This is a genomic window from Burkholderia sp. NRF60-BP8 (assembly GCF_001522585.2).
Taxonomy (GTDB): domain Bacteria; phylum Pseudomonadota; class Gammaproteobacteria; order Burkholderiales; family Burkholderiaceae; genus Burkholderia.
The window spans coordinates 709874-732576 of sequence record NZ_CP013374.1 but is presented as its reverse complement, the minus strand read 5'-3'; the positions used below and the strand labels follow the sequence as shown (position 1 = coordinate 732576).

Genomic DNA, 22703 nt, shown 5'->3' with positions numbered 1-22703 from the left:
GAGCGTGGCATGACGTTGCACCCCGTTCCGTCTGACCACATACTGGTCGGCCCGTCCGAACGAGGTTGCGTCGATGGTGAATACCGCTGAGAGCGCCGCTTCGATCTTCGGCGTGATCGGAACGGCCGTGTCGTTGCTGGCAGCGATTCCTTACGCGCTCGCGATCTACCGGCGGACCGTTCGCCCGCATCTGTTCACGTGGCTCGTGTGGTCGGTCGTCACGGCGATCGCGGCCGCCGGCCAGTTCGTCGCGGGCGCGGGACCGTCCGCATGGTGCACGGCGGCGATTGCCATCACATGCTTTCTGACGCTGATCGCCAGCCTGTTTCGCGGCGAGCGCGGCTGGACGGGCCTCGACTGGTTGTTCCTGTGCGCGGCGCTATCGGCCATTCCGCTGTGGATGCTGACCGACGATCCGACTGTGTCGATCTGCCTGGTTACGCTGATCGAGCTTGCCGGCCTCGGCCCGACCGTGCGCAAGACGATCCGCGATCCGTGGAGCGAGAGCCTCGCCTATTTCGCGCTGTGCGTGCTCAAGTACGCGCTGGCGTTGCTGGCGCTGAGCACATGGAGTGTCGCGGTCGCGTTCTATCCGGCCGTCAACCTCATCGCGTCGATCGGCATCTGCCTGGTGATGCTCGTCCGGCGTCAGTCGTTGTCGAATGCGCGGTAGGCTGCGTTCGTCGCCGCCATACCGCTTCCCTTCCGAAAATGATGCGAGGCCTGACATGGATGCAATCCGTGCCGTCATCGAACCCAGCGAAACTGCGCTGCGCGCCGCGATGCTGGCCAACGACGTCGATGTGCTCGACACGCTGCTGGACGACGATCTGGTGTTTACAGTCCCGACCGGTCAGGTCATCTCGAAAGAGGACGACCTGGCCGCGCATCGCGCGAAGCTTCTGCGTCTCGACACACTCGACGTCCACGAGATGCGCGCATGCGCGATCGACGGGATGATTCTGACCACGACGCGAGCGACCCTCATCGGTCGTTTCGATGGCACGGCATTCGCCGGCACGTTTGCCTATACGCGCCTGTGGCGTCGATCGGGCGCCAACTGGCGCGTCATCGCCGGGCATGCATCGCAGGTCATGTAGCTGCGGCGAGCGTGTGCGGATGAGCCGCGTCAGGCAATGCTGCTGCGAGCGGGCCGGTTGTCGATCGAGCGGTGAGACGCCGCGATCCGGATGCTGCACTGATGAAATCGCCGACCATGGTGGTATCGGCCATGACGAGAGTCGAAATGAACGAGCTATTTACCGTGCGTCCTGCGCGTGCCGCGGACGCGGACGAACTCACGCAATTGGCGCGCCTTTCGAAGGCACATTGGGGCTATCCGAAGGAATGGCTCGACTTGTGGCAAAACGATCTTGCGATTTCGCCGGAGACGATCGAAGGAGCGATCGGTTACGTCGCGGAATCGGGCGGGTCGATCATCGGGTTCTGGGTCCGAGCGTCATTGGATTCGGATAGACCGACGCCCGGATGGTTGTTCGTTCATCCCGATCACATGGGCCAGGGCATCGCCCGTGCGCTGTGGGAATCAGTTCGGGCCGAAGCCGCTGCGAGAGGAATCAAAAGCTTCGTGATCGAAGCGGATCCCAATGCTGCGCCGTTCTATCTGGCGCTGGGGGCTGAAAAGATTGGCGAACAGGAATCGAGCGCCATTCCGGGCAGATTTTTTCCGATCTTGCGGATCACGGTCTGACGAGGGCGTTGCGACGGAAAAATATCGGAATTCGGTCGGTCGGACCAGGGGCATGAAGACGTTTTCCACGCCCCAGGCTCGTGCCGGATAGCGCGTCGCCGGGCCTAGTGCACTTCCGCCGCGCCAATGCAAAAACCCCCGCCTTTCGGGCGGGGGTTTCTGGCTTAGGGAGCCTGACGATTACCTACTTTCACACGGGAATCCGCACTATCATCGGCGTAGAGTCGTTTCACGGTCCTGTTCGGGATGGGAAGGGGTGGGACCGACTCGCTATGGTCATCAGGCAAAGAGGGTTGTTGCGTTGCTTCGCAGCGCAACCAATCCGGGAAGAAGCAGTAATTTTGAGTTGTGTGTATCGCACACGAGAATCAACAAGTCCTGTTAAGACAGACTTGTTATAGGATCAAGCCTTACGGGCAATTAGTATCGGTTAGCTGAACGCATTACTGCGCTTACACACCCGACCTATCAACGTCCTGGTCTCGAACGACCCTTCAAGGAGGTCTAGCCTCCAGGGATATCTCATCTTAAGGCGAGTTTCCCGCTTAGATGCTTTCAGCGGTTATCTCTTCCGAACATAGCTACCCGGCGATGCCACTGGCGTGACAACCGGTACACCAGAGGTTCGTCCACTCCGGTCCTCTCGTACTAGGAGCAGCCCCCTTCAAATATCCAACGCCCACGGCAGATAGGGACCAAACTGTCTCACGACGTTTTAAACCCAGCTCACGTACCTCTTTAAATGGCGAACAGCCATACCCTTGGGACCGGCTACAGCCCCAGGATGAGATGAGCCGACATCGAGGTGCCAAACACCGCCGTCGATATGAACTCTTGGGCGGTATCAGCCTGTTATCCCCAGAGTACCTTTTATCCGTTGAGCGATGGCCCTTCCATACAGAACCACCGGATCACTATGACCTGCTTTCGCACCTGCTCGACTTGTCGGTCTCGCAGTTAAGCACGCTTATGCCATTGCACTATCAGCACGATTTCCGACCGTACCTAGCGTACCTTCGTACTCCTCCGTTACGCTTTGGGAGGAGACCGCCCCAGTCAAACTGCCTACCATGCACTGTCCCCGACCCGGATCACGGGCCAAGGTTAGAACCTCAAACAAACCAGGGTGGTATTTCAAGGACGGCTCCACCGAAACTAGCGTTCCGGTTTCATAGCCTCCCACCTATCCTACACAGATCGGTTCAAAGTCCAATGCAAAGCTACAGTAAAGGTTCATGGGGTCTTTCCGTCTAGCCGCGGGTAGATTGCATCATCACAAACACTTCAACTTCGCTGAGTCTCGGGAGGAGACAGTGTGGCCATCGTTACGCCATTCGTGCAGGTCGGAACTTACCCGACAAGGAATTTCGCTACCTTAGGACCGTTATAGTTACGGCCGCCGTTTACCGGGACTTCAATCAAGAGCTTGCACCCCATCATTTAATCTTCCGGCACCGGGCAGGCGTCACACCCTATACGTCCACTTTCGTGTTTGCAGAGTGCTGTGTTTTTATTAAACAGTCGCAGCCACCAGTTTATTGCAACCCCTTCACCCTCCTGGCGCAGGCCAGTCAAGCTACAAGGGCGTACCTTATCCCGAAGTTACGGTACCAATTTGCCGAGTTCCTTCTCCCGAGTTCTCTCAAGCGCCTTAGAATACTCATCTCGCCCACCTGTGTCGGTTTGCGGTACGGTCATCGTTAGACTGAAGCTTAGAGGCTTTTCTTGGAACCACTTCCAATTGCTTCGCGACCTAAGTCGCTCGCGCCACACCCTTGAATCCTGCGCCCGGATTTGCCTAAGCGCCTTCTCCAATGCAGCGACCGGGACTTCCAACACCCGGACAACCTTCCGCGATCCGTCCCCCCATCGCATCTAACGACGGTGCAGGAATATTGACCTGCTTCCCATCAGCTACGCATTTCTGCCTCGCCTTAGGGGCCGACTCACCCTACGCCGATGAACGTTGCGTAGGAAACCTTGGGCTTACGGCGAGGGGGCCTTTCACCCCCTTTATCGCTACTCATGTCAGCATTCGCACTTCCGATACCTCCAGCACGCTTTTCAACGCACCTTCGCAGGCTTACGGAACGCTCTCCTACCATGCGAGCAAGCTCGCATCCGCAGCTTCGGTATATAGCTTAGCCCCGTTACATCTTCCGCGCAGGACGACTCGATCAGTGAGCTATTACGCTTTCTTTAAAGGGTGGCTGCTTCTAAGCCAACCTCCTGACTGTTTTAGCCTTCCCACTTCGTTTCCCACTTAGCTATATTTGGGGACCTTAGCTGGCGGTCTGGGTTGTTTCCCTCTTGACACCGGACGTTAGCACCCGATGTCTGTCTCCCGTGATTGCACTCTTCGGTATTCGGAGTTTGCTATGGCGGGGTAATCTGCAATAGACCCCCCAACCATGACAGTGCTCTACCCCCGAAGGTGAGACACGAGGCACTACCTAAATAGTTTTCGGAGAGAACCAGCTATTTCCAGGTTTGTTTAGCCTTTCACCCCTATCCACAGCTCATCCCCTAACTTTTCAACGTTAGTGGGTTCGGACCTCCAGTACGTGTTACCGCACCTTCATCCTGGCCATGGATAGATCACCTGGTTTCGGGTCTACGCCCAGCAACTGAACGCCCTATTCGGACTCGCTTTCGCTACGCCTGCCCTATACGGTTAAGCTTGCTACTGAACGTAAGTCGCTGACCCATTATACAAAAGGTACGCCGTCACCCCTTGCGAGGCTCCGACTGTTTGTATGCATGCGGTTTCAGGATCTATTTCACTCCCCTCCCGGGGTTCTTTTCGCCTTTCCCTCACGGTACTGGTTCACTATCGGTCGATCACGAGTATTTAGCCTTGGAGGATGGTCCCCCCATCTTCAGACAGGATTTCACGTGTCCCGCCCTACTTGTCGCACACCTAGTTCTTTCATACTGTTTTCGCCTACAGGGCTATCACCTGCTATGGCCGCACTTTCCAGAGCGTTCGGCTAACAATACAAATAAAGAGTGCAAGGCTCATCCCATTTCGCTCGCCACTACTTTGGGAATCTCGGTTGATTTCTTTTCCTGCGGTTACTTAGATGTTTCAGTTCACCGCGTTCGCTTCACATGGCCTATGTATTCAGCCATGGATACTCCATAAGGAGTGGGTTTCCCCATTCGGATATCCCCGGATCAAAGCTTGTTTGCCAGCTCCCCGGGGCTTTTCGCAGGCTACCGCGTCCTTCATCGCCTGTGATCGCCAAGGCATCCACCACATGCACTTGTTCGCTTGACCCTATAACGAGTCTGTCTCATCTTTCGACGCTACAGTCGCTACAGGTTGAGTTCTCGCGTGTCGCTCAGCGTTAGTGCTTTAGCACTTACGCGGAGCCCACACTACGTGTGTGCCGTATTCCAAATTGAGCCGAACATGAAGTTCGAATCATCTTGAGATACATCGATACAATCACAACCCGGATAGTTTCCACGTCCATCTCAAAGACGCTTCCGCTATCCAAATTACTTACTTCTTCCAGATTGTTAAAGAACGACAGCCGATACTTACTACGTACCGCTCTGACTGGCTCAATCGCCAATGACAAAGGTTCGACGCAGTCGAACGCTTGTCATTGAAGATTGGTGGAGGCAGACGGGATCGAACCGACGACCCCCTGCTTGCAAAGCAGGTGCTCTCCCAGCTGAGCTATGCCCCCCATGAGTACAGATGCCTCAGGTGTGTACCGCCAGACAAATGGTGGGTCTGGTTGGATTCGAACCAACGACCCCCGCCTTATCAAGACGGTGCTCTAACCGACTGAGCTACAGACCCCTGAGTCTGTCTTTAAATTTACAGCCGATAAGCGTGAGCGCTCAACTTCGCGAGATAGCTCTGGAAAGGAGGTGATCCAGCCGCACCTTCCGATACGGCTACCTTGTTACGACTTCACCCCAGTCATGAATCCTACCGTGGTGACCGTCCTCCTTGCGGTTAGACTAGCCACTTCTGGTAAAACCCACTCCCATGGTGTGACGGGCGGTGTGTACAAGACCCGGGAACGTATTCACCGCGGCATGCTGATCCGCGATTACTAGCGATTCCAGCTTCATGCACTCGAGTTGCAGAGTGCAATCCGGACTACGATCGGTTTTCTGGGATTAGCTCCCCCTCGCGGGTTGGCAACCCTCTGTTCCGACCATTGTATGACGTGTGAAGCCCTACCCATAAGGGCCATGAGGACTTGACGTCATCCCCACCTTCCTCCGGTTTGTCACCGGCAGTCTCCTTAGAGTGCTCTTGCGTAGCAACTAAGGACAAGGGTTGCGCTCGTTGCGGGACTTAACCCAACATCTCACGACACGAGCTGACGACAGCCATGCAGCACCTGTGCGCCGGTTCTCTTTCGAGCACTCCCACCTCTCAGCAGGATTCCGACCATGTCAAGGGTAGGTAAGGTTTTTCGCGTTGCATCGAATTAATCCACATCATCCACCGCTTGTGCGGGTCCCCGTCAATTCCTTTGAGTTTTAATCTTGCGACCGTACTCCCCAGGCGGTCAACTTCACGCGTTAGCTACGTTACTAAGGAAATGAATCCCCAACAACTAGTTGACATCGTTTAGGGCGTGGACTACCAGGGTATCTAATCCTGTTTGCTCCCCACGCTTTCGTGCATGAGCGTCAGTATTGGCCCAGGGGGCTGCCTTCGCCATCGGTATTCCTCCACATCTCTACGCATTTCACTGCTACACGTGGAATTCTACCCCCCTCTGCCATACTCTAGCCTGCCAGTCACCAATGCAGTTCCCAGGTTGAGCCCGGGGATTTCACATCGGTCTTAGCAAACCGCCTGCGCACGCTTTACGCCCAGTAATTCCGATTAACGCTTGCACCCTACGTATTACCGCGGCTGCTGGCACGTAGTTAGCCGGTGCTTATTCTTCCGGTACCGTCATCCCCCGACCGTATTAGAGCCAGGGATTTCTTTCCGGACAAAAGTGCTTTACAACCCGAAGGCCTTCTTCACACACGCGGCATTGCTGGATCAGGCTTTCGCCCATTGTCCAAAATTCCCCACTGCTGCCTCCCGTAGGAGTCTGGGCCGTGTCTCAGTCCCAGTGTGGCTGGTCGTCCTCTCAGACCAGCTACTGATCGTCGCCTTGGTAGGCCTTTACCCCACCAACTAGCTAATCAGCCATCGGCCAACCCTATAGCGCGAGGCCCGAAGGTCCCCCGCTTTCATCCGTGGATCGTATGCGGTATTAATCCGGCTTTCGCCGGGCTATCCCCCACTACAGGACATGTTCCGATGTATTACTCACCCGTTCGCCACTCGCCACCAGGTGCAAGCACCCGTGCTGCCGTTCGACTTGCATGTGTAAGGCATGCCGCCAGCGTTCAATCTGAGCCAGGATCAAACTCTTCAGTTCAAACCTGTTACTGTTTTCGGTTCAGTTAAGAACCGGTCGCTCACTCAAAGCTGACAGGAATATGAATCACTTCATAAACCTGACTTACTTTAGTGTGAGACTCTTGATACTTTTGCTATCTGATCCGAGGATCAGCTCGCTTCCATCAAGCGCCCACACTTATCGGCTGTTAATTTTTAAAGAGCATTCTGCGAGGGAACCTGAAGTTTCCCGGCAGCGCTGCGTTTTCAGCAGCAGAGAAACGAGATTATGAACCGCGTTTCGCAGCTCGTCAACAACTTTCTGCACTACATCGTTGCGACTGCGGGGTCCTCTTCCTGCGCCGTCGGGCTCGCTACTTCCGAACCTCGACAGCACCGCTTCCCTTCCTTCCGCGCCGCGTTTCCGTTAGCGCGAAAGAGGCGTGATTCTATGCATCCGCCCCCGTCCGCGCAAGCCCTTTGTGAAGAAAGTTTGAAAAAGCCCCCGTGCGCTGCCGCGCACGGGGGCTTTGGGATTCGACGAGCCGTAAATCGCAACGCGTGCCGCCCTCCAAAGATATGACGAACGCGTCTTCCCCCCTGTATACAGGCGGACGGGGACCGCGCAAGGAAACTGGCGCGGTCGAGTATCATGCCGCGACCGAACCACGCACTCAAATCGATGATGGACAGCACGACTCAACCCGGCGACACCGACCTTCGCGACGAATATGCCGCCCTGCGCGAACGCGCGATGCGACTGGAAGAACAGGTCCCGCCGCTTCTGCAACGCATCTCGGACATGCTGCCGCGCATCAGCGGCGAATCCGAACTGGCGGACGCGCATCGCGAGAGGCTCGTCGGCGCGCGCAATGCGGCGCTGGTCTCGATCGAAAATTATCAGCAGGCGATTCCATTCCTGCAGACGGCCGACTCGATCATCGAGCAGCTGGACAAGGCGCCCGAGCGCGATGAAGACATCGAGTGGCGGGAATCGCTGCTGCAACGCCTGGACGAGCTGATCGACGTCGCGGTCGTGATGATCGACGATGCGGACAGCTACTTCGAGCATGCACAGGCCTGCGACCTGTCCAGCGTGCCGAAATCCATCCTCGAGGATTGAACAGGCTCACCGGAATCGCGCGGTGCACCGGCCCCGTCGTGCCCGCCAACAACCGCTAGCTGACAATCTGCGTCCCCGCGCCGGCCGCATCCTCCCCACCCGAAGCGGCCCTGCAACCGCCACCGCGCGCAGAGCCGGACGTCGCCCTACGGCGAATCCAGCGCAATCGTCTCGCTCATCATCGGCACGCGGATGTATCCGCCCGCCGCATCGCCATACGCATGCGCGTTCCCGTCGATCACGTACTGCGCCGTCAACGCGCACAGGGTCGCGTCTCGCGCATCGACGGAGCGCAGCATCGATACGTCGATGCCCAGCCGCTCCAGCAATTGCCGACGCTGATTGCGCTTCTGCTTCGCCGACGCCACGGCCTTGCCCAGCATCGCGCAGGTAATCGCATACGGATAGGTTTCGAAGCTCACGCGCCCGCCCGCGTAACGCGCGTCGGTCAGCAACGGATAAGCGTCCGCGAGCGCCCGGTAGACGCGCTCTCCCATGAACATCCAGTCGAAGAAGCCCGACGTGCTCGCGATGGCCTGCTCCCGCGACGGCGTCGGGAAACACGAGATCCGTTCACGCGCGAGCGCCTGTTCGGCCGCGCGGCGACCGCTCCCCACCCACCACAGGCTCGGGGCGTCGACGCCAATGGCCACGACGTCATGGGCGAGACATAGTGAAGGCAGCGACTCGGGCGCGATCCGCGCTTCCCGGCAGACGATCGTCGAGCCACGCAGGATCACGAGATCGCACAGTTTCCTGTCGCCGCCGACATCGACACCCGCCACGGCAACCGGTTCTCGCGCGGCGGATCGGGCCGATCGCATGTGCGTGCCTCAGTCAGCCGGCCGTGCGGCGTACGCGGTGTCGAAGATCGCCTCGAGACCGGGATGGACGCCGCGCATCGGGTCGACGACCGACTTCGCCCAGTCGAAATACGCCTGCTTGCGTTCGAGCGGCCAGTCCGCAGGCGGATGCCGGGCGATGTCGCGCAGGTTGCAGATCTTGTCGGCCAGCTTCACGAGCTTCGCGCGCCGGCTGATGGTGGCCGCGTGCTCGACTTGCAGACGCTTGCGCTCGTCCTTCGGCAGCGACTTGTCGTCGGTGACTTCCATCACGATGTCCGCCACGTCCTTGCCGAACAGCCGCAGCAACTCCTGCTCGGTCGTCTCCGTATCCTCGACCGTGTCGTGCAACACGGCCGCGACGATCACGCGTTCGTCCTCGACGCCGGCCTCGTTGGCCAGCACGTCGGCGAGCGCGATCGGATGATTGATGTACGGCGACGCCTCTTCATCCTTGCGCCGTTGATTGCGATGCTTGTCCGCCGCGAACGCAATCGCGGCTACCAGCTTCTTCATATTCCCCCCTCGTGTGGCCAGACCCGCGACCGCCGAACCGGCCGCGTGCGTTTCGGAACCGCTCATACTACCTGTACCCGATGACCCTTCCCGTGCGGCAGCACCCCGGCGTACCCCGTCGCGTCACGCGCCGGCCGGCGCGCGCTGCAACTCGATCACGTTGACCCGCGCGCCGAAGACGTCCTTCACGAGCGGCAGCAGGTGGTCGTGGTGCGTCAGAAACAGCACCTGGGTGCGCGTCGACAGATCGCGCAGCGCATCGAGCCCCGCCTTCGCGCGCGCGTCGTCGAAATTGATGAACAGGTCGTCGGCGACGAACGGCAGCGCCGTACGGCTGCCGAGCTGCAACTCCAACGCCGCGATCCGCAGCGCGAGGAACAACTGATCGCGCGTCCCTTCGCTCAGCCCGGCGACCTCGACCGACGTTCCCCTGGTACGCCGTGCATACAGCGCGGGCGGCGTCCGTTCGGTATCGACGGTCAGCTTCGCGAATTCGCCCAGCGTGAGTCCGGCGAAAATCTCGCCCGCGCGCCGCAGCATCGGCCCCTGCTTCTGGTCGCGGTAGCGATCCGTCGCCCACTTCAGCAAGCGGCTGGCCGTGGCTGCCTCCAGATACTGTTCGGCCGCGTCGCCCATCGCCGCCAGCGCCTCTTGCCGTTTCGACTCGGCAACGGCCGCGTTCGCCTGGCCGTCGATCGCGCCGAACGCCTGGTCGGCCACGACCTGCTGCTGCGCCAGCTCGTTCAGCCGCCTGCCGATATCGGCGAGCGACTGCTTCACCGCTTCGAGATGCGCCGGCACGTCGGCAATGTCCTGTTCCGCCACCTCGGCCTCGACGGCGGACCGGGAAAGCCCGTCGCCGTCTCGCACCAGCGCCTCGTGCGCGGCATCGACCGCCTGTCGAAGCTGGCGCTGACGATCCGAGCGCTCGGCCAGCGGCAGCGCCGCGTCGATCGACGCGACGCCGGCCAGTTGCAACAGCGGCTGGATGCGCGCATCGGCACCGGCCACCGCGGCAGCCGCGTCCGCAACCTTGCCGTCGGCCTGCCGCACGGCCTCGTCGGCCCGCTCGATCGCACGCGCGATTTCCCGGGCGGCCGCGAGGCGCATCGTCAGCCGGCGCGCCACGTCCGGCCAGTCGCCGCTCGCCAGCCACTCCGGCGCGAGCGCTTCGGCGAGCCGCCGCGCGCCGGCCTCGAGCGCGGCCAGCTCCGCGCGGATCGCGGCGATCCGGTTGCGCGGCGCGACGGCCTCGGCCAGTTCGGCCGTCACCGTATTCGCGAGCCCGAGCGCACTTTCCGCCGCGGCCAGCGTCGTCGCGCTCGCGGACAGTTTCGCGTCGGCCAGCGCGTCGCGCCATTGCACTTGCCACGCATCGTAAGCCGTTTGCGCATGGCCGGCCCGCGACTGTGCGATCGCGCATCCGCGTTCGGCTTCCCGCGCGCGATCGTCGAGGCTGTCCTTCTGTGCAGCCGCCTTCTCGGCCGACTGTACGAACGTCTCTGCAACGGCGAGGAGCGCGGCCAGCCCGTCCGATTCGCCGCCCCGCGATACCGTCAGCAGCGCCGCACGCAGCGCGGCCTCGGCGCCGGCGCGGGCAGCGCGCATTGCATCGAGTTCGCGACGCTGACGATCGAGATCGGTCTGGGCGGCGAACACCGTGTCGCGCTTCGCGAGCCAGTCGCCCATCGCCGCCAGCGGCATGCCGGGCACCGCGGCCGCCGTCGCGAGCGCGGCCCAGGCGTCGCGATGTGCGGCAAGCTCGCGCTCGCGTTCGTCCAGCGCGGCCTGCCGGCGCGTCACGCCCGCACGCGCGGATTCGACCTGCTGACGCAAGGATTGCAGCGTCGCGGCGGCCTGGGTCGCGCCGAGTTGCGCATCGACGAGTTCGTCGGCGAGGCGAATCGCGTCGTCGAGCGCCGGTGCGCCCGTGGCGAGATCGACGGCGCCGTTGCGGATATCGCCCCACGCGCCATCGCGACGCGCACGCGCCGCCAGCACGTCGGCGGTCGTGACGACCTTGTGGTTCTCCGCGAAATGCTTTTCTTGCAGTTCGAGGCGTTCGAGCTCTTCGAGCGCACCGTCGCGCGCCTCGCGCGCGGCGGCGGCCGCACTGGCCCGCTCGCTGTCTTCCTTGAGCAACGCGCCGAGCCGCGCCGCCGACGGCACGTCGAGCGCACGCAGCGCATCGACCGGCATGCGCCACTGGCCGAGCGCGTCGAGCGCGCCGGACAGCGTGCGTTCGGCGGCCGCGATTTCGTGCGCCAGCGCCTGCTCGCGCGGGCCGCTGTTGCGAAAACCTTGCGCATCGGCCAGCGCCGCGCGCAATGCTTCCGGCACGTCGACGGTCGACAGGCGCGCCTGTTGTTCCCGGACCTGCGTCAGTTCGCGCGTGCGTTCGTCGAGCGATTCGCGCGCACCGGCCAGCGCCTGATGCAGTGCGCCATGTTCGCGCAGCAGGTTCGCGACGGTCTTCAGCGACAGCGCCGTCGGCAACGCGGCGCGCAGCGACGCTTCGTCCGTCGGCCAGCCGAGCTGCGCGGCCGCCGACGACGCGGCGGACAGATGCCGCTCGACGTCCGCGCCGAGCAACAGCAGATCCTGCGCGTGATTCATGCATGCACCGCGCAGCCGATCGAGCGCCTCGATATCGGCTTCGAGCGCCAGCGTGTCGGCATCCGCGACGATCGCCTCGCGCGCCTGCCGCTTCGCGAGCAGGTCGGCGCGCCGCTCCTCGAGCACCTTCTGCTCGGCCGCGAGATCGCCCTGCGCCTTCAGCAGATCCGCATACGCGGTCGGCGGCAACTCGACGACCGCGCCCAGTTCGGCCAGCGCGGCATCCTTGACCGTCAGCTCCTTCAGGTACGGCGCGAGCCGTCGCACGCGTTCGAGCTTCGAGCGCAGCGCTTCGAGCCGGCGTTGCTCCGCACGCGCCTGCTCGATCTGCTGCTCGACCGCTTCGCGCGCATCCTTGCGATCGACCCAGTCGCGCGTGCGCACCTGGACCGCCTTCAGTTCGGTCACGGCTTCGTTGAACGCCGTTTCGGCCAGCGCAAATGCGCTGCCGCTGCGACGCGGCGCCCACAATTCGAGCGCACGCGCATCGAGCTCCTCGCGCACCGGCCCGAGGCTGCCGACACCGGCCGCCGATTCGAACAGCACCTGACCGAGCTTGTCCGATGCGTCGAGAATGCTGCGACCGCCATCGACCAGCCGCCCGTGATCGAGCCCGAACATCTGCTCGAAGAATTCGCGCGTCGCGCCGTCGAGGATCGACGTCAGATAGTCGTCGGGCAACTTGTCGTCGGCGGGCGTACGCAACGAACTGCGCCCGCGCGCACGGTGGAACGCGAGCTCGCCCGTGCCGCTCTCCAGCACGCCGCCGATCCGCAACTCGGGCGTGCTGTGCAGGAAATCGAGCGGCGTCTGCAGCTTCATGCCGAACAGCAACTCGGACACGGCCGTGCGGATCGTCGACTTGCCGGCCTCGTTCGGCCCGACGATCACATGAAAATCCTCGCGGGCCGACGGGAAACGCAGCGTCTCGTCGGTGAACTTGCCGTACTTGATCAGATCGAGCTGGCCGATGCGCATCGCTTACTCCCCCCTCGCCAGCCGCGCCAGCAACGCGGGCCCGACCTGCTCGACCAGCGCCGTCAGCTCGCCCGCACGCGCCATCGTCAGCAACGGCACGTCCTCCTTCACGTCGCTGCGGACCTTGCCGACGAACGGCTTCAGGTCGCGTTCGAGCAGCGCGAGGAAATCCGGATCGTGCGCGGCATCGGCCAGGATCTGCTTCAGGTCCTCCAGCGCCTCGAGCGGTTCGCTTTCGCCCGGCTGCCGATCGGCGGCGGACGTCGCGAGCCGGACCTTCTCGAGCCACAGCCGCTCGTTGCCGATGATGCCGATCTGGTTCAGCACCTCCGCACGCAACTGCGGCGCGCGGCCGAAAAAGAGACCGTGCGCGGGCGTGCGCCCGGTGACGGTGACGCGCACCGCGCGCGGCACGTGGCCGTCGACGGTCAACAGCGCCTCCAGCGACTGACCGATCTTTCTCGACAGATCCGCAACCGACACGCAATCGGACGCATCGACCGACACGGCTTCCCAGCGCAGCACGTCGAGATACAGGCGCTCGACCTGCGTCTTGCCTTGCTCGACCGTCACGAGCACCGCGCCGCGCCGGCCCGTCTCGCGGATATGGCGCCCCTGCAGGTTGCCGGGAAACACGACGGTGGACGCGCCCGCCCATTGCTGGAATTCGTGCACGTGCCCGAGCGCCCAGTAGTCGTAGCCTTTCGCGTGCAGTTCGGCCAGTGTGCACGGCGCGTAGTTCGCATGCGCCGCATACCCTTCGAGCGCCGTGTGCAGCACGCCGATGTTGTAGTACCCGGGCACCGGATCCGGATAGCCGATCGCGAGATTGTCGACGACCGCCTTGTCCTTGAAGCTCTGCCCGTGCAGCGCGACGTCGAATTCCGGCAGCCTGAAGGTTTCCGGCTTGCGGTGGCCGAACACGGTGACGTTGTCGGGCAGCGTCAGCTTCTTCGTCATCTCGCTTTCGGCATCGTGATTGCCGCCGAGCACGAACGCGCGGATGCCGGCCTTGCGCAGGCGGCCCATCTGCTGGCCGAAGAAGATGCCCGTGTTGTGATCCTTCCAGTCGCCGTCGTACAGGTCGCCTGCGATCACGAGGAACGCGACTTCCTCTTCGATCGCACGATCCACGAGTTGCCGCAGCGCCTCGCGCGACGCGTTGCGCAACTGCGCGGCCGGCGCGTCGGGATATGCGCTCAGGCCGTGCAACGGGCTGTCAAGGTGAATGTCTGCCGCGTGGATGAACTTCACGAAGGTTCCTCTGTTTCATGACGAACGGGCGACGCCGCTCGCACGGCCCATGCCGTCGTGCGTCGTCCCGGTAGCCGCCGGGCTTGCCGCCGCACATGCGACACGCGTCGGACCGGATCATGCTGCCCACTGCAAGCGGGTCGGGATGGTACCTGAAAGCGGTAACGACATGCGTTCTCCATCGGTGCGGATGGCGGGGAAGCACGCGATACCGATGCGAACCGACATTGTGCCGCAGCAGGCGTGCGTGACGGCGAAACGGAGCCGGCCGGCGTTGCCATCGCGACAGCCGGCTATCGGGAGCGCCGCTATTTAAGCACGACGTGCGGGCAATGGGTACGGGACGCCGCCCGATCCGGAGATCCGGACCGAAGTTCGCAAATCACCATTTCCACGATGTCGCGAGGTGCCGCATGGCGATCATGCTCGCGAGCCGCGACGTCATCGGAAAATAGCCGGACGCGGTCAATCCTTCCTGGCGCGGAGCGCGGCGGAGCGGCGCGCGCGAGGATCGCACAGCGTCCATGCGTGCTCCGAATCTCCGAAGCAGTTACGAAACGACAGGGACATGCTCGGCTCCCACGGAGACGGGCGGAGAACCGACAGGCTCGGGGGCGAACCGGGCGACGCTGCGATGCGCAGCTCAGTAACCCGGATACTGCATCTGTAGTGCGACCCATGCGGCCGTGCGCTTGCCGAACTCGGACGAGATCGCATTCAGCGATGCATCGAGCGCATGCAACGGATAGCGCGCGATCGGTACGGACAACATCCGCGCAGGCGCATCGACGCCGGCCACGCGGTCCGGAACGATAGTCAATCCGCGCCGGGTGCGCACGGGCTCGCGATTCGCTGCAACCGTGTAGGCGGTGGAGCGGAACGTCGTGGAATAGGCGTCGGCCTCGAGCACGAGCGCAATTTCGTCGACACCCGGCTCGATCGGGATACCGAAATCCTCGTGCGACCAGAACGACACGTAATTGGTTGCGATCGTCGCCATCGCCGACAATCCGAGTTTGAATCGGTCGCTCGCGATCTCGGACGACCATGCAGGCCGTCCGAGCCGCTCGGCGACCTGCAGTGCGCGTTCGTGTCCGGCGAGCGCCTCGACGAGCGCAAGCGATACCGGAATCGTCGCGGTGACGCCGGTCGTCGTGACGACCTTGCCATCGGCAACGTAACGCTTGCCGTCGACCCATCGCGTATCGGCAAACTTCTTGCGGAGATCGCTCATCGAGTACCAGTGCCCCGTCGCGCGACGGCCTTCCAGCAGCCCCGCGCGTGCAAGGACCCAGACGCCATCGCACACGCCGATGATCGTGGCGCCCTTCTTCGCCTGCTCGGCCACCCATGCAAGCAGCGCCGGATCGCTGTCGCGATGCACGGCCGGCACGATCACATAGTCCGCCCCCTGGGGCACGCGCTCATCGAACCGAGCGGTGGTTTCGTCCGGAATGACGTTCATCGGCGCCGGGAACATCCGGATGGGGCCCGGTTTCGTCGCAAGTGCGACGAGATCCGCCGCGCCCGATTCGGCAACGATGCCATAGGGGACGACGTAATCGGTCAGCTCGGTATAGTCGTTTTCGCCGACGACGGCGACGATCGGGCGCGTGCGACCGAATCGCGGCTGATAGGCGGGCAGCCGGTCTGCGCGTGCCGCTGCGGGCGCCAGCGCTTCGCTTGCTGGTCCCGCATGGGCAATATTCGCGATACCCGACGCAAACGACGCGAGCAGCAACATCATCCAGTACAGCATGACTTTACGCATTGAAGCCTCTCCGTGAACGGGACTCACCCGGTAATCAGGCGTGGCGTCCGTGTCGGTCGTCACGACGCCGCCTCCGGGCGGCAACACGACGTTGAATGTCATGTCGCCGTCGCGCTGCGCGTCGCGGACCTTCAGCGTGATCGTCCGAAGAAGCCTGCCAAACGCCTCGCGCTGGTCGACTTGAACATTGACGTGCCTCGATCGGCGCCGACGCGTCCGATTGCAACGCAACCTCATCGCACATTGCCGATAGTGGTACGCGATCCGACTCTGCAAACGCGACAGTGCCCGTGCGGATATCGTTGAAGGCGTGACGACACGCTCAATCACCGCGGATGCTTCGTGCCCTGCAGCGTATTAATCATGGAATATTTTTTTCGAATTTACGACTGCACGCCAATAAAATGGAATCGATAATACATTCACTTTTTATTAAAAAACATGTCGATCATTTCGCCGTTCGAATCAATTAAAAAGATCAGGTGATCGTCAACGCGAACCACAAGATAGCTCGCAACTTCCACCGATCAAATAATCAACGTTTCGACAACGAAAATGCCGTGTTCCGCCTGCGATTCATCAGGCGCGGGCTGACGATTTCAGCAATTCACGGGATCCCCAACGCGACATAGCCTGCTTCTTAGGCGGCATTCATGGTCACGAGAAAGCGCGCGCAGCTGACACACATCAAACAGTGTTACAGCCATTTGACGCCCTCTTCAATGCCAATGGCGCGAGTGACAGAGAAAATACGAAACGCTCGTATTTATAAACCAACTTTCACTTTTCTTGCAAATACTTTATTTCGTTATTGCACGTTCATTTGCGACGATCGTCACCGGGTCATGAACGTGACATTCGAGGCCGCTAGCCGCTCGATAGCAGCACCCAGTGCAGATATTGCCTCGGTATCTCCGTCGTTCCATCTTCGCAGCCGCCAAGCCGGTCAGCTTGCCCCAGCTCGACTGTCATCCCCTTTCGTCATCCAGCTCAGGCCGCCAGTCTTGTTACTTTTGCAATCCTGATCAATATCGATACCTTGCCTTTCTCGACGTATCGCGCTCCCCAATAAAAAGCCCGGCCCGCATCGAAGCGGGCCGGGCCGTGACGAGATCCGTGCTGCTCGTTACAGCGCGCCGCCTTGCGCCGACGCCGAACCCTTCACGCCGACCGATGCGCCACCCTGCACCGAGTTCGTCGCACCTTCGAGCGCCTCGCCGGCCTTCGCCTTCGCGCCGCCCGCGACATCGCCCGCGGTCGACATCGCGCCTTGTGCACGGCTCTTCGCCGAGCCGGCAACGTACTTCACGTGCGACTTCGTCGCGTGCACGGCCGATGCCGCCGCATCCTTCGTCGCGCCGGCCGCCGAACCGACCGCCTGCGTCGCGCCGCCCACTGCCGTGCCGGCTGCCGAGCCCACGCCGCCGACCGTCTTGCCGACGCCGTTCAGTGCGCCGCCGACGACATTGCCCGCGCCCGAACCCGAGCCTGCCGCATTCGCGCCGGCGCCAGCCTGCACGCCCACGCCGCCGCCGAGCAGCGGCGTCTGGACCTGGGCGCCGACGCCTGCGGAACCCTCGGCACCGGTCTGAGCCGTCTGTGCAAATGCAGCCGACGTCGCCATCGCCGTCAGAGCGGCACCCAGCAGAATCGTACGAATCTTGTTCATGGTCATTCTCCCCAAAGACGTTGTTGCTGCGGGCCGCCTTCGTGCGGCTTGTCGCATGCCTCGCCGCGACATGCGGCAAGTGGGGCTAATGTAGCGGCGCCGGCGCGCAAAACGATTGATTTGCGGGGACTGTTACTTCCGTTGCAAATGCTGACGATTGACTCACACTGTTTGACAATCGGGGGCTTGCGGCGAAGTGAACGCCGTATTTGACGACGGACGGGCTTGAACCGCGAACCGGGGCGACCGGCTGCTTCACGCCGGCGCTTCGCGCGATCGCCATGTATCGGGGCAGCCGACCAACTAAACGGCCGGCTGACGAGCCGGCCGCATATATCTGCATTCCGAATGATCGAGATTGCCCGGCCGTCGATGCAGCCTCGTCGCGATGCACGGCCCCCGGTCGTCGGCAGCAGACCCGGGCCGTGCGCATGCTGCCCGATTACGGCCGGAACGTATCGCCGAGCACGACGCCTTCGCGACGCGGATCGGTGCCGCCCTGCAACACCGGCGATTGGCCGACCGTCACGCGCATCACCGTGTTGACGCCGCTCGCCTGCGCGGAAGTCGACACCTTGTGCCCGAGCGCGAGCAACCCCGCGATCAGCGGATCGTTCGCGCCGTTGTTCGCCGTGTTGACGTTCGGATGCTCGCCGCCGATCGTGGTCGTCGGGCTGTTGCTCGCGCCGAAGTCGACGAGCCCCGCCGACTGTTGCGCGTCGAGCCCCCAGTCGAGCGCGCCGACCAGCGTCTTGACCACGTATTGCGGAATCGTGCCGCCGCCCGGCGATCCGGTCGCCATCACGAAGTCGCCGCGCGAGCCGTCGGCGGCCTGCCCGAACACGATCGTCGGCGCCATCGAGCTGCGCGGTCGCTTGCCCGGCTGCAGTCGGTTGGCCACCGGATTGCCGGACGTGTCGAGCGGGTTCGCGGAAAAGTCGGTCAACTGATTGTTCAGCAGGAAGCCGTTGGTCATGTGGAACGAGCCCATGCTCGACTCGACCGTCGTCGTCGCGCTCAGCACGCTGCCGTCGCCGTCCACGATCGTGAACTGGTTCGTGCCGTGCTCGATCAGCGTCGTGTCGACGCCGAGCGGCACCGCACCGAGATTGCCGGGCTGCGCGGTGCCCATGCTTTTGGTCGGGTCGATCAGCGCCGCGCGCGATTTCAGGTACGGCTTGTTCAGCAACGTGTCCCACGTGCCGCCCGGCAGCGGCACGAAGTCGGTATCGGCCACGTACTTGTCGCGGTCGGCATAGGCGAGCCGTTCGGCCTCGGTGATGAGATGGACGCCCGCGACGGTCGGCTTGCCGCCTTCGAGATCGATCGCCGTCGGCTTCAGCGACTTCAGGTCGTAATTCTCGAGAATGCCGAGCGCCGATGCGACCGCGATGCCGCCCGACGACGGCGGCGGCATCCCGCAGACCCAGTAACTGCGATAAGTCGTGCACACCGGTTCGCGGCGCTTCGCCTGATAGGCGGCGAGATCCGCGACGGTCGTCTTGCCCGGCGTGAGCGTCGAGCCGTCCGCGCCCTTCGTCACCGCGATCTTCGCGACGATGTCCTGCGCGATCTGCCCCGTGTACAGCGCGTTCGCGCCCGACTGCGCCATCAACGACAGCGTGCGCGCGTAGGCGGGATTCTTCAGTACGGTGCCGAGCGTCTTCGGCGAACCGTCGGCGTTCAGAAAATACGCGGCGGCTTCGGGGTCCCGCTTCAGGTTCGCTGCGTTCGCCGCGATCGCGTCGGCCAGCCGGCCGCCGATCGGGAACCCGTTGGTCGCCAGCGTGATCGCGTCGCCGAACAGGCTCTGCCACGGCAAGCGACCGTGATCCTGTTGCAGCGCCTCGATGAGCCGCGGCACGCCGATCGTGCCGATCGAACGGCCGCTCGCGCGCGCGTTCGGCAGCGGCGCCGAATGATCGGTGGCGTCATCGACATAGCGCAGGTAGTTCTCCGTCGCGGCGGCCGGCGCGGTTTCGCGGCCGTCGTATGCCTGCAGCGTCTTGCCGCGCGCATCGTAGTAGAGCAGCACGCCGCCCGACCCGAGGCCCGTCGCCTCGGGGACGGTCAGACCGAGCACGGCCTGCACGGCGACCGCCGCGTCGGCGGCCGTACCGCCCTTCTTCAGCACCGCGCAACCGGCCGCGCTCGCGTACGCGTTCGACGTGGCCACCAGGTAGGTTTTCGCATAGACGGGCTTCATTCCGGTGCGATAGCCCGACGATGCTTCCGGCAGCGACGGGTCGCCCGGCTGGTTCGAGCCCACCACGACCGTCGCGCCGTTATTGTCGACCGCGAGGCAGCTCGCATCGGTGGAAGGTGTCGTCGTGCGGGCGGCCTCGTTCTCGACGTCGCCGCCGCACGCGGTCAGCAAGGCAGCCGCGAGCAACGCGGACGCATACGGAAAAATCGCTGTTCTGTTCATGGTCTGCCGATGTTCTTGTCGGTCGTTGCGATGGACGTCCTGTCGCCTGCAACCCCCTCGGTGCACGGGCGACGCGTTCGATAGTCCCATGAACAAAATTTTTTCCGCAATAAGGAAATGACTTCACGCAACCGCATGTCGTGTGCGCGACGTCACCGAACCGGCATGCGAGGTTGCTTGCTGCATTGCATCGCATTCCGATACGCGGATGCGGCTCGCATCGCGACCGTTACCTTGTCGCCCGGCGACGCGCGGCGGCCGGCCGCCCACGCGCGAACGCGTGCTCCATCGCGTCGATCGCCTCGGAAAAGAACGAGAGAAACATCGTCATCGCGACCGTCGCGCTCGTGTCCGCCCGCTGGTAGATGCAACTGAACGAGCGCGCGCCCGCATCGGCCAGCGGCGTCCAGGCGAGCCGGCCGGCGGCCACGTCGTCCGCGACGTTTTCCGCGATCAGGAAACCGACGCCGGCCCCTGCGGCCACGAGGCGCCGCACCATCGACACCGAACCGGTTTCGACCAGCGGCCGCACGCTGCGCGGCTGCCGCGCATCGATCTGGTCGAACATCGCGCGCAGCTCCGTGTCGGGCGTCATCAGGATCAGCGGATGCGCGAAGCAGTCGCGCATCCGCACCTTGCCGCCCGTCGACGCCAACGGATGACCGGGCGCCGTGACGACACCCAGCGGCTGCGCGAACGCGCGCACCTCGACGACGCCCGCCGCGCTGCGCCGGCGCAGCGCATAACCGATGTCGACCTCGCCCGTCTCGACCCAGCGCACGATGCTCTCGCCGTTTCCCGAGCGCACGCTGTACGTGACGCCCGGGTAACGCTGCATCGCGGCGAGAATCGCGTCGGGCACGAGCCTTTCCGCCGTCGAGGCAGGCACCGCGAGATTCACGTGCCCGCGCCGCAGCGCACGCAGATCCTCGACCTGCGTCAGCGCGTTGTCGAAATCGCGCTGGCCGCGCCGCACGGCCGCGATCACGATCTCGCCGGCGAGCGTCAACTGCATGCCGCGCGGCAGCCGGTCGAACAGCGGCACGCCGACCTGCGCTTCGAGATTGCGGATCTGCTGGTGGACCGCCGCGGCGGTCAGGTGCAGCGCGTCGGCCGCCTTGCGAATCGAGCCGCGCCGCGCGACTTCGTCGAAACAGCGGAATGTCTGCGATATCGAGCGCATGAAGGTACCGTTAGATTTTTCCGAACAGGCCGTCAAGAATAATCCGATTTTACTGACCGGACGAATCGTCTAGATTCCGCTGCATTCCCGTATCCGATTCGAATGGAGATCGCCGTGACGACCGTCGACCAGATTACCCAGCGCCGCCGCGGCGTCGGCCTCATCGCCCACGACCCCGCGCTGTCCGCGGGCGGCTATACGCTCATCGCGCCGCAGACGGCCGACGGCAACGTCTATCTCGTCGGCATCGACGGCGAGGTCGCCCACCAGTGGAAGATGCCCGTGCGTCCCGGCCGCCACGCGGTCATCCTCGCGAACGGCAATCTCGGTTACAACGGCAATCATCCGCACTCCGAATCGCGCTACGCACCGTGGTCGATGTGGCACGGCGGCGATTTCTACGAGGTCACGCCGCAAGGCGACATCGTGTGGCGCTACGAGGATCCCGCGCATCACCACGACGCGCAGTGGCTGCCGAACGGCAACCTGCTGTACGCCGCGTGCGAACCGGTCGACGCGGCATTCGCGCGGCGCGTGCCGGGCGGCACCGCGCACGGCGACGACGAGGTGATGTACGCGGACGTGATCCGCGAAGTGAACCGCGCCGGCCGGATCGTCTGGGAATGGCATGCACGCGACCATCTGCGGCCGGAGGATTTTCCGATCGCGGCGGGGTTCGGCCGCTACCACTGGCCGCTCGTCAACGGTCTCGCGGTCGACGCGAACGGCCGCGTGCTGATGAGCCTGCGCACGACGTCGGGAATCGTCGGCGTGAACCGCGCAACCGGGCGCGTCGACCTGAGGATCGGGCCCGACGTCGTATCGCACCAGCATGCGCCGGTGCCGCTGCCGAACGGCCACATCCTCGCGTTCGACAACGGCAATTTCCGCCACGGTGCGCACGTCGCGTTCTCGCGCGTCGTGGAAATCGATCCGGCGACGCAGCGGGTCGTGTGGTCGTATGCGGACGACGTCGTGAACCTGTTCTACACGCCGTTCATGGGCAACGCGCAACGCTTGCCGAACGGCAACACGCACATCACCGAATCGTCGACGGGCCGACTGTTCGAAGTGACGCCGGCCGGCGAGGTCGTCTGGGAATACGTGATCCCGTGGTTCGCCGAATACCCGGACGAAGCGGCGCGCAGGACCGGCCCCGGCCAGTTGAACAGCGTGTTCCAGACGTTCCGCTACAGCGCCGCGCAATTGCCCTGGCTACGGACCTGAGCTTCCGTTCACCG

The 22703-nt window shown here is 63.2% G+C and carries 13 protein-coding genes, 2 tRNA genes and 3 rRNA genes; 5 read left to right on the top strand and 13 right to left on the bottom strand.

Annotated features, from left to right (window positions below; translation table 11 throughout):
• Window positions 1–73: 73 nt before the first annotated feature.
• The 3 genes from WS54_RS32915 (at window position 74) to WS54_RS32905 (ending at window position 1711) form a co-directional block, all read left to right on the top strand.
• On the top strand, window positions 74–673 hold the full coding sequence (locus tag WS54_RS32915; protein ID WP_059782453.1) for a hypothetical protein: 600 nt from the start codon (window positions 74–76) through the stop codon (window positions 671–673).
• A gap of 55 nt (window positions 674–728) precedes the next feature.
• On the top strand, window positions 729–1100 hold the full coding sequence (locus tag WS54_RS32910) for a nuclear transport factor 2 family protein (protein WP_059782452.1): 372 nt from the start codon (window positions 729–731) through the stop codon (window positions 1098–1100).
• Between the two features lie 146 nt (window positions 1101–1246).
• Window positions 1247–1711 (top strand): GNAT family N-acetyltransferase, encoded by a 465-nt coding sequence (locus WS54_RS32905; RefSeq protein WP_179949018.1) that lies wholly within the window; start codon window positions 1247–1249, stop codon window positions 1709–1711.
• Between the two features lie 171 nt (window positions 1712–1882).
• Here WS54_RS32905 and rrf read toward each other — a convergent pair.
• The 5 genes from rrf to WS54_RS32880 all read right to left on the bottom strand — a co-directional run bounded on the left by rrf (window position 1883) and on the right by WS54_RS32880 (window position 7122).
• Window positions 1883–1995: ribosomal RNA gene (gene rrf / locus WS54_RS32900) — 5S ribosomal RNA — on the bottom strand.
• A 115-nt stretch (window positions 1996–2110) separates the two neighbouring features.
• Window positions 2111–4991, bottom strand: a 23S ribosomal RNA gene (locus WS54_RS32895).
• A 342-nt stretch (window positions 4992–5333) separates the two neighbouring features.
• Window positions 5334–5409: transfer RNA gene (locus WS54_RS32890), tRNA-Ala, on the bottom strand.
• A gap of 39 nt (window positions 5410–5448) precedes the next feature.
• Window positions 5449–5525: transfer RNA gene (locus WS54_RS32885), tRNA-Ile, on the bottom strand.
• Window positions 5526–5589: 64 nt separating this feature from the next.
• Window positions 5590–7122 (bottom strand): 16S ribosomal RNA (locus WS54_RS32880).
• The 16S, 23S and 5S rRNA genes sit together here with 2 tRNA genes alongside, the layout of an rRNA operon.
• A 645-nt stretch (window positions 7123–7767) precedes the next feature.
• Between WS54_RS32880 and WS54_RS32865 the strand changes: the two genes are divergently transcribed.
• On the top strand, window positions 7768–8205 hold the full coding sequence (locus tag WS54_RS32865; RefSeq protein ID WP_236872850.1) for an ATPase: 438 nt from the start codon (window positions 7768–7770) through the stop codon (window positions 8203–8205).
• Window positions 8206–8351: 146 nt separating this feature from the next.
• On the opposite strand, the gene WS54_RS32860 is transcribed toward WS54_RS32865, so the two are convergent.
• The 8 genes from WS54_RS32860 to WS54_RS32820 all read right to left on the bottom strand — a co-directional run bounded on the left by WS54_RS32860 (window position 8352) and on the right by WS54_RS32820 (window position 21462).
• Entirely contained in the window at window positions 8352–9029 is a 678-nt protein-coding gene (locus WS54_RS32860) for a DUF429 domain-containing protein (protein WP_059786698.1), read from the bottom strand.
• Between the two features lie 9 nt (window positions 9030–9038).
• Window positions 9039–9563, bottom strand: coding sequence for an HD domain-containing protein (locus WS54_RS32855; RefSeq protein WP_027786250.1), 525 nt, complete (start codon window positions 9561–9563; stop codon window positions 9039–9041).
• A 123-nt stretch (window positions 9564–9686) separates the two neighbouring features.
• Window positions 9687–13157: an ATP-binding protein gene (locus WS54_RS32850; RefSeq protein ID WP_059786694.1), complete on the bottom strand. Its 3471-nt coding sequence runs from the start codon at window positions 13155–13157 to the stop codon at window positions 9687–9689.
• Between the two features lie 3 nt (window positions 13158–13160).
• A complete protein-coding gene (locus tag WS54_RS32845; protein WP_059786679.1) occupies window positions 13161–14411 on the bottom strand; it encodes a metallophosphoesterase family protein in 1251 nt (416 codons plus the stop codon).
• 643 nt (window positions 14412–15054) lie between these two features.
• On the bottom strand, window positions 15055–16182 hold the full coding sequence (locus WS54_RS32835) for a DJ-1/PfpI family protein (RefSeq protein WP_059786668.1): 1128 nt from the start codon (window positions 16180–16182) through the stop codon (window positions 15055–15057).
• 1126 nt (window positions 16183–17308) lie between these two features.
• The gene (locus tag WS54_RS32830) at window positions 17309–17851 is read right to left on the bottom strand and encodes a hypothetical protein (RefSeq protein WP_059786659.1); all 543 of its coding nucleotides are present in this window, start codon (window positions 17849–17851) and stop codon (window positions 17309–17311) included.
• A gap of 442 nt (window positions 17852–18293) precedes the next feature.
• On the bottom strand, window positions 18294–20279 hold the full coding sequence (locus WS54_RS32825; RefSeq protein ID WP_059786654.1) for a gamma-glutamyltransferase family protein: 1986 nt from the start codon (window positions 20277–20279) through the stop codon (window positions 18294–18296).
• Between the two features lie 229 nt (window positions 20280–20508).
• Complete coding sequence (locus WS54_RS32820) at window positions 20509–21462, bottom strand: LysR family transcriptional regulator (RefSeq protein ID WP_059786652.1); 954 nt, start codon at window positions 21460–21462, stop codon at window positions 20509–20511.
• Between the two features lie 102 nt (window positions 21463–21564).
• Here WS54_RS32820 and WS54_RS32815 point away from each other — a divergent pair, with 102 nt between their 5' ends.
• The gene (locus WS54_RS32815) at window positions 21565–22689 is read left to right on the top strand and encodes an aryl-sulfate sulfotransferase (RefSeq protein WP_059786649.1); all 1125 of its coding nucleotides are present in this window, start codon (window positions 21565–21567) and stop codon (window positions 22687–22689) included.
• Window positions 22690–22703: the final 14 nt, after the last annotated feature.

What these genes read in the sequence shown, in the direction of transcription:
- WS54_RS32915 (WP_059782453.1), top strand. Translation starts at nt 74, where the DNA reads ATGGTGAATACCGCTGAGAGCGCCGCTTCGATCTTCGGCGTGATCGGA.
- WS54_RS32910 (WP_059782452.1), top strand. Translation starts at nt 729, where the DNA reads ATGGATGCAATCCGTGCCGTCATCGAACCCAGCGAAACTGCGCTGCGC.
- WS54_RS32905 (WP_179949018.1), top strand. Translation starts at nt 1,247, where the DNA reads ATGAACGAGCTATTTACCGTGCGTCCTGCGCGTGCCGCGGACGCGGAC.
- WS54_RS32865 (WP_236872850.1), top strand. Translation starts at nt 7,768, where the DNA reads ATGGACAGCACGACTCAACCCGGCGACACCGACCTTCGCGACGAATAT.
- WS54_RS32860 (WP_059786698.1), bottom strand. Translation starts at nt 9,029, where the DNA reads ATGCGATCGGCCCGATCCGCCGCGCGAGAACCGGTTGCCGTGGCGGGT.
- WS54_RS32855 (WP_027786250.1), bottom strand. Translation starts at nt 9,563, where the DNA reads ATGAAGAAGCTGGTAGCCGCGATTGCGTTCGCGGCGGACAAGCATCGC.
- WS54_RS32850 (WP_059786694.1), bottom strand. Translation starts at nt 13,157, where the DNA reads ATGCGCATCGGCCAGCTCGATCTGATCAAGTACGGCAAGTTCACCGAC.
- WS54_RS32835 (WP_059786668.1), bottom strand. Translation starts at nt 16,182, where the DNA reads ATGCGTAAAGTCATGCTGTACTGGATGATGTTGCTGCTCGCGTCGTTT.
- WS54_RS32830 (WP_059786659.1), bottom strand. Translation starts at nt 17,851, where the DNA reads ATGAACAAGATTCGTACGATTCTGCTGGGTGCCGCTCTGACGGCGATG.
- WS54_RS32825 (WP_059786654.1), bottom strand. Translation starts at nt 20,279, where the DNA reads ATGAACAGAACAGCGATTTTTCCGTATGCGTCCGCGTTGCTCGCGGCT.
- WS54_RS32820 (WP_059786652.1), bottom strand. Translation starts at nt 21,462, where the DNA reads ATGCGCTCGATATCGCAGACATTCCGCTGTTTCGACGAAGTCGCGCGG.
- WS54_RS32815 (WP_059786649.1), top strand. Translation starts at nt 21,565, where the DNA reads ATGGAGATCGCCGTGACGACCGTCGACCAGATTACCCAGCGCCGCCGC.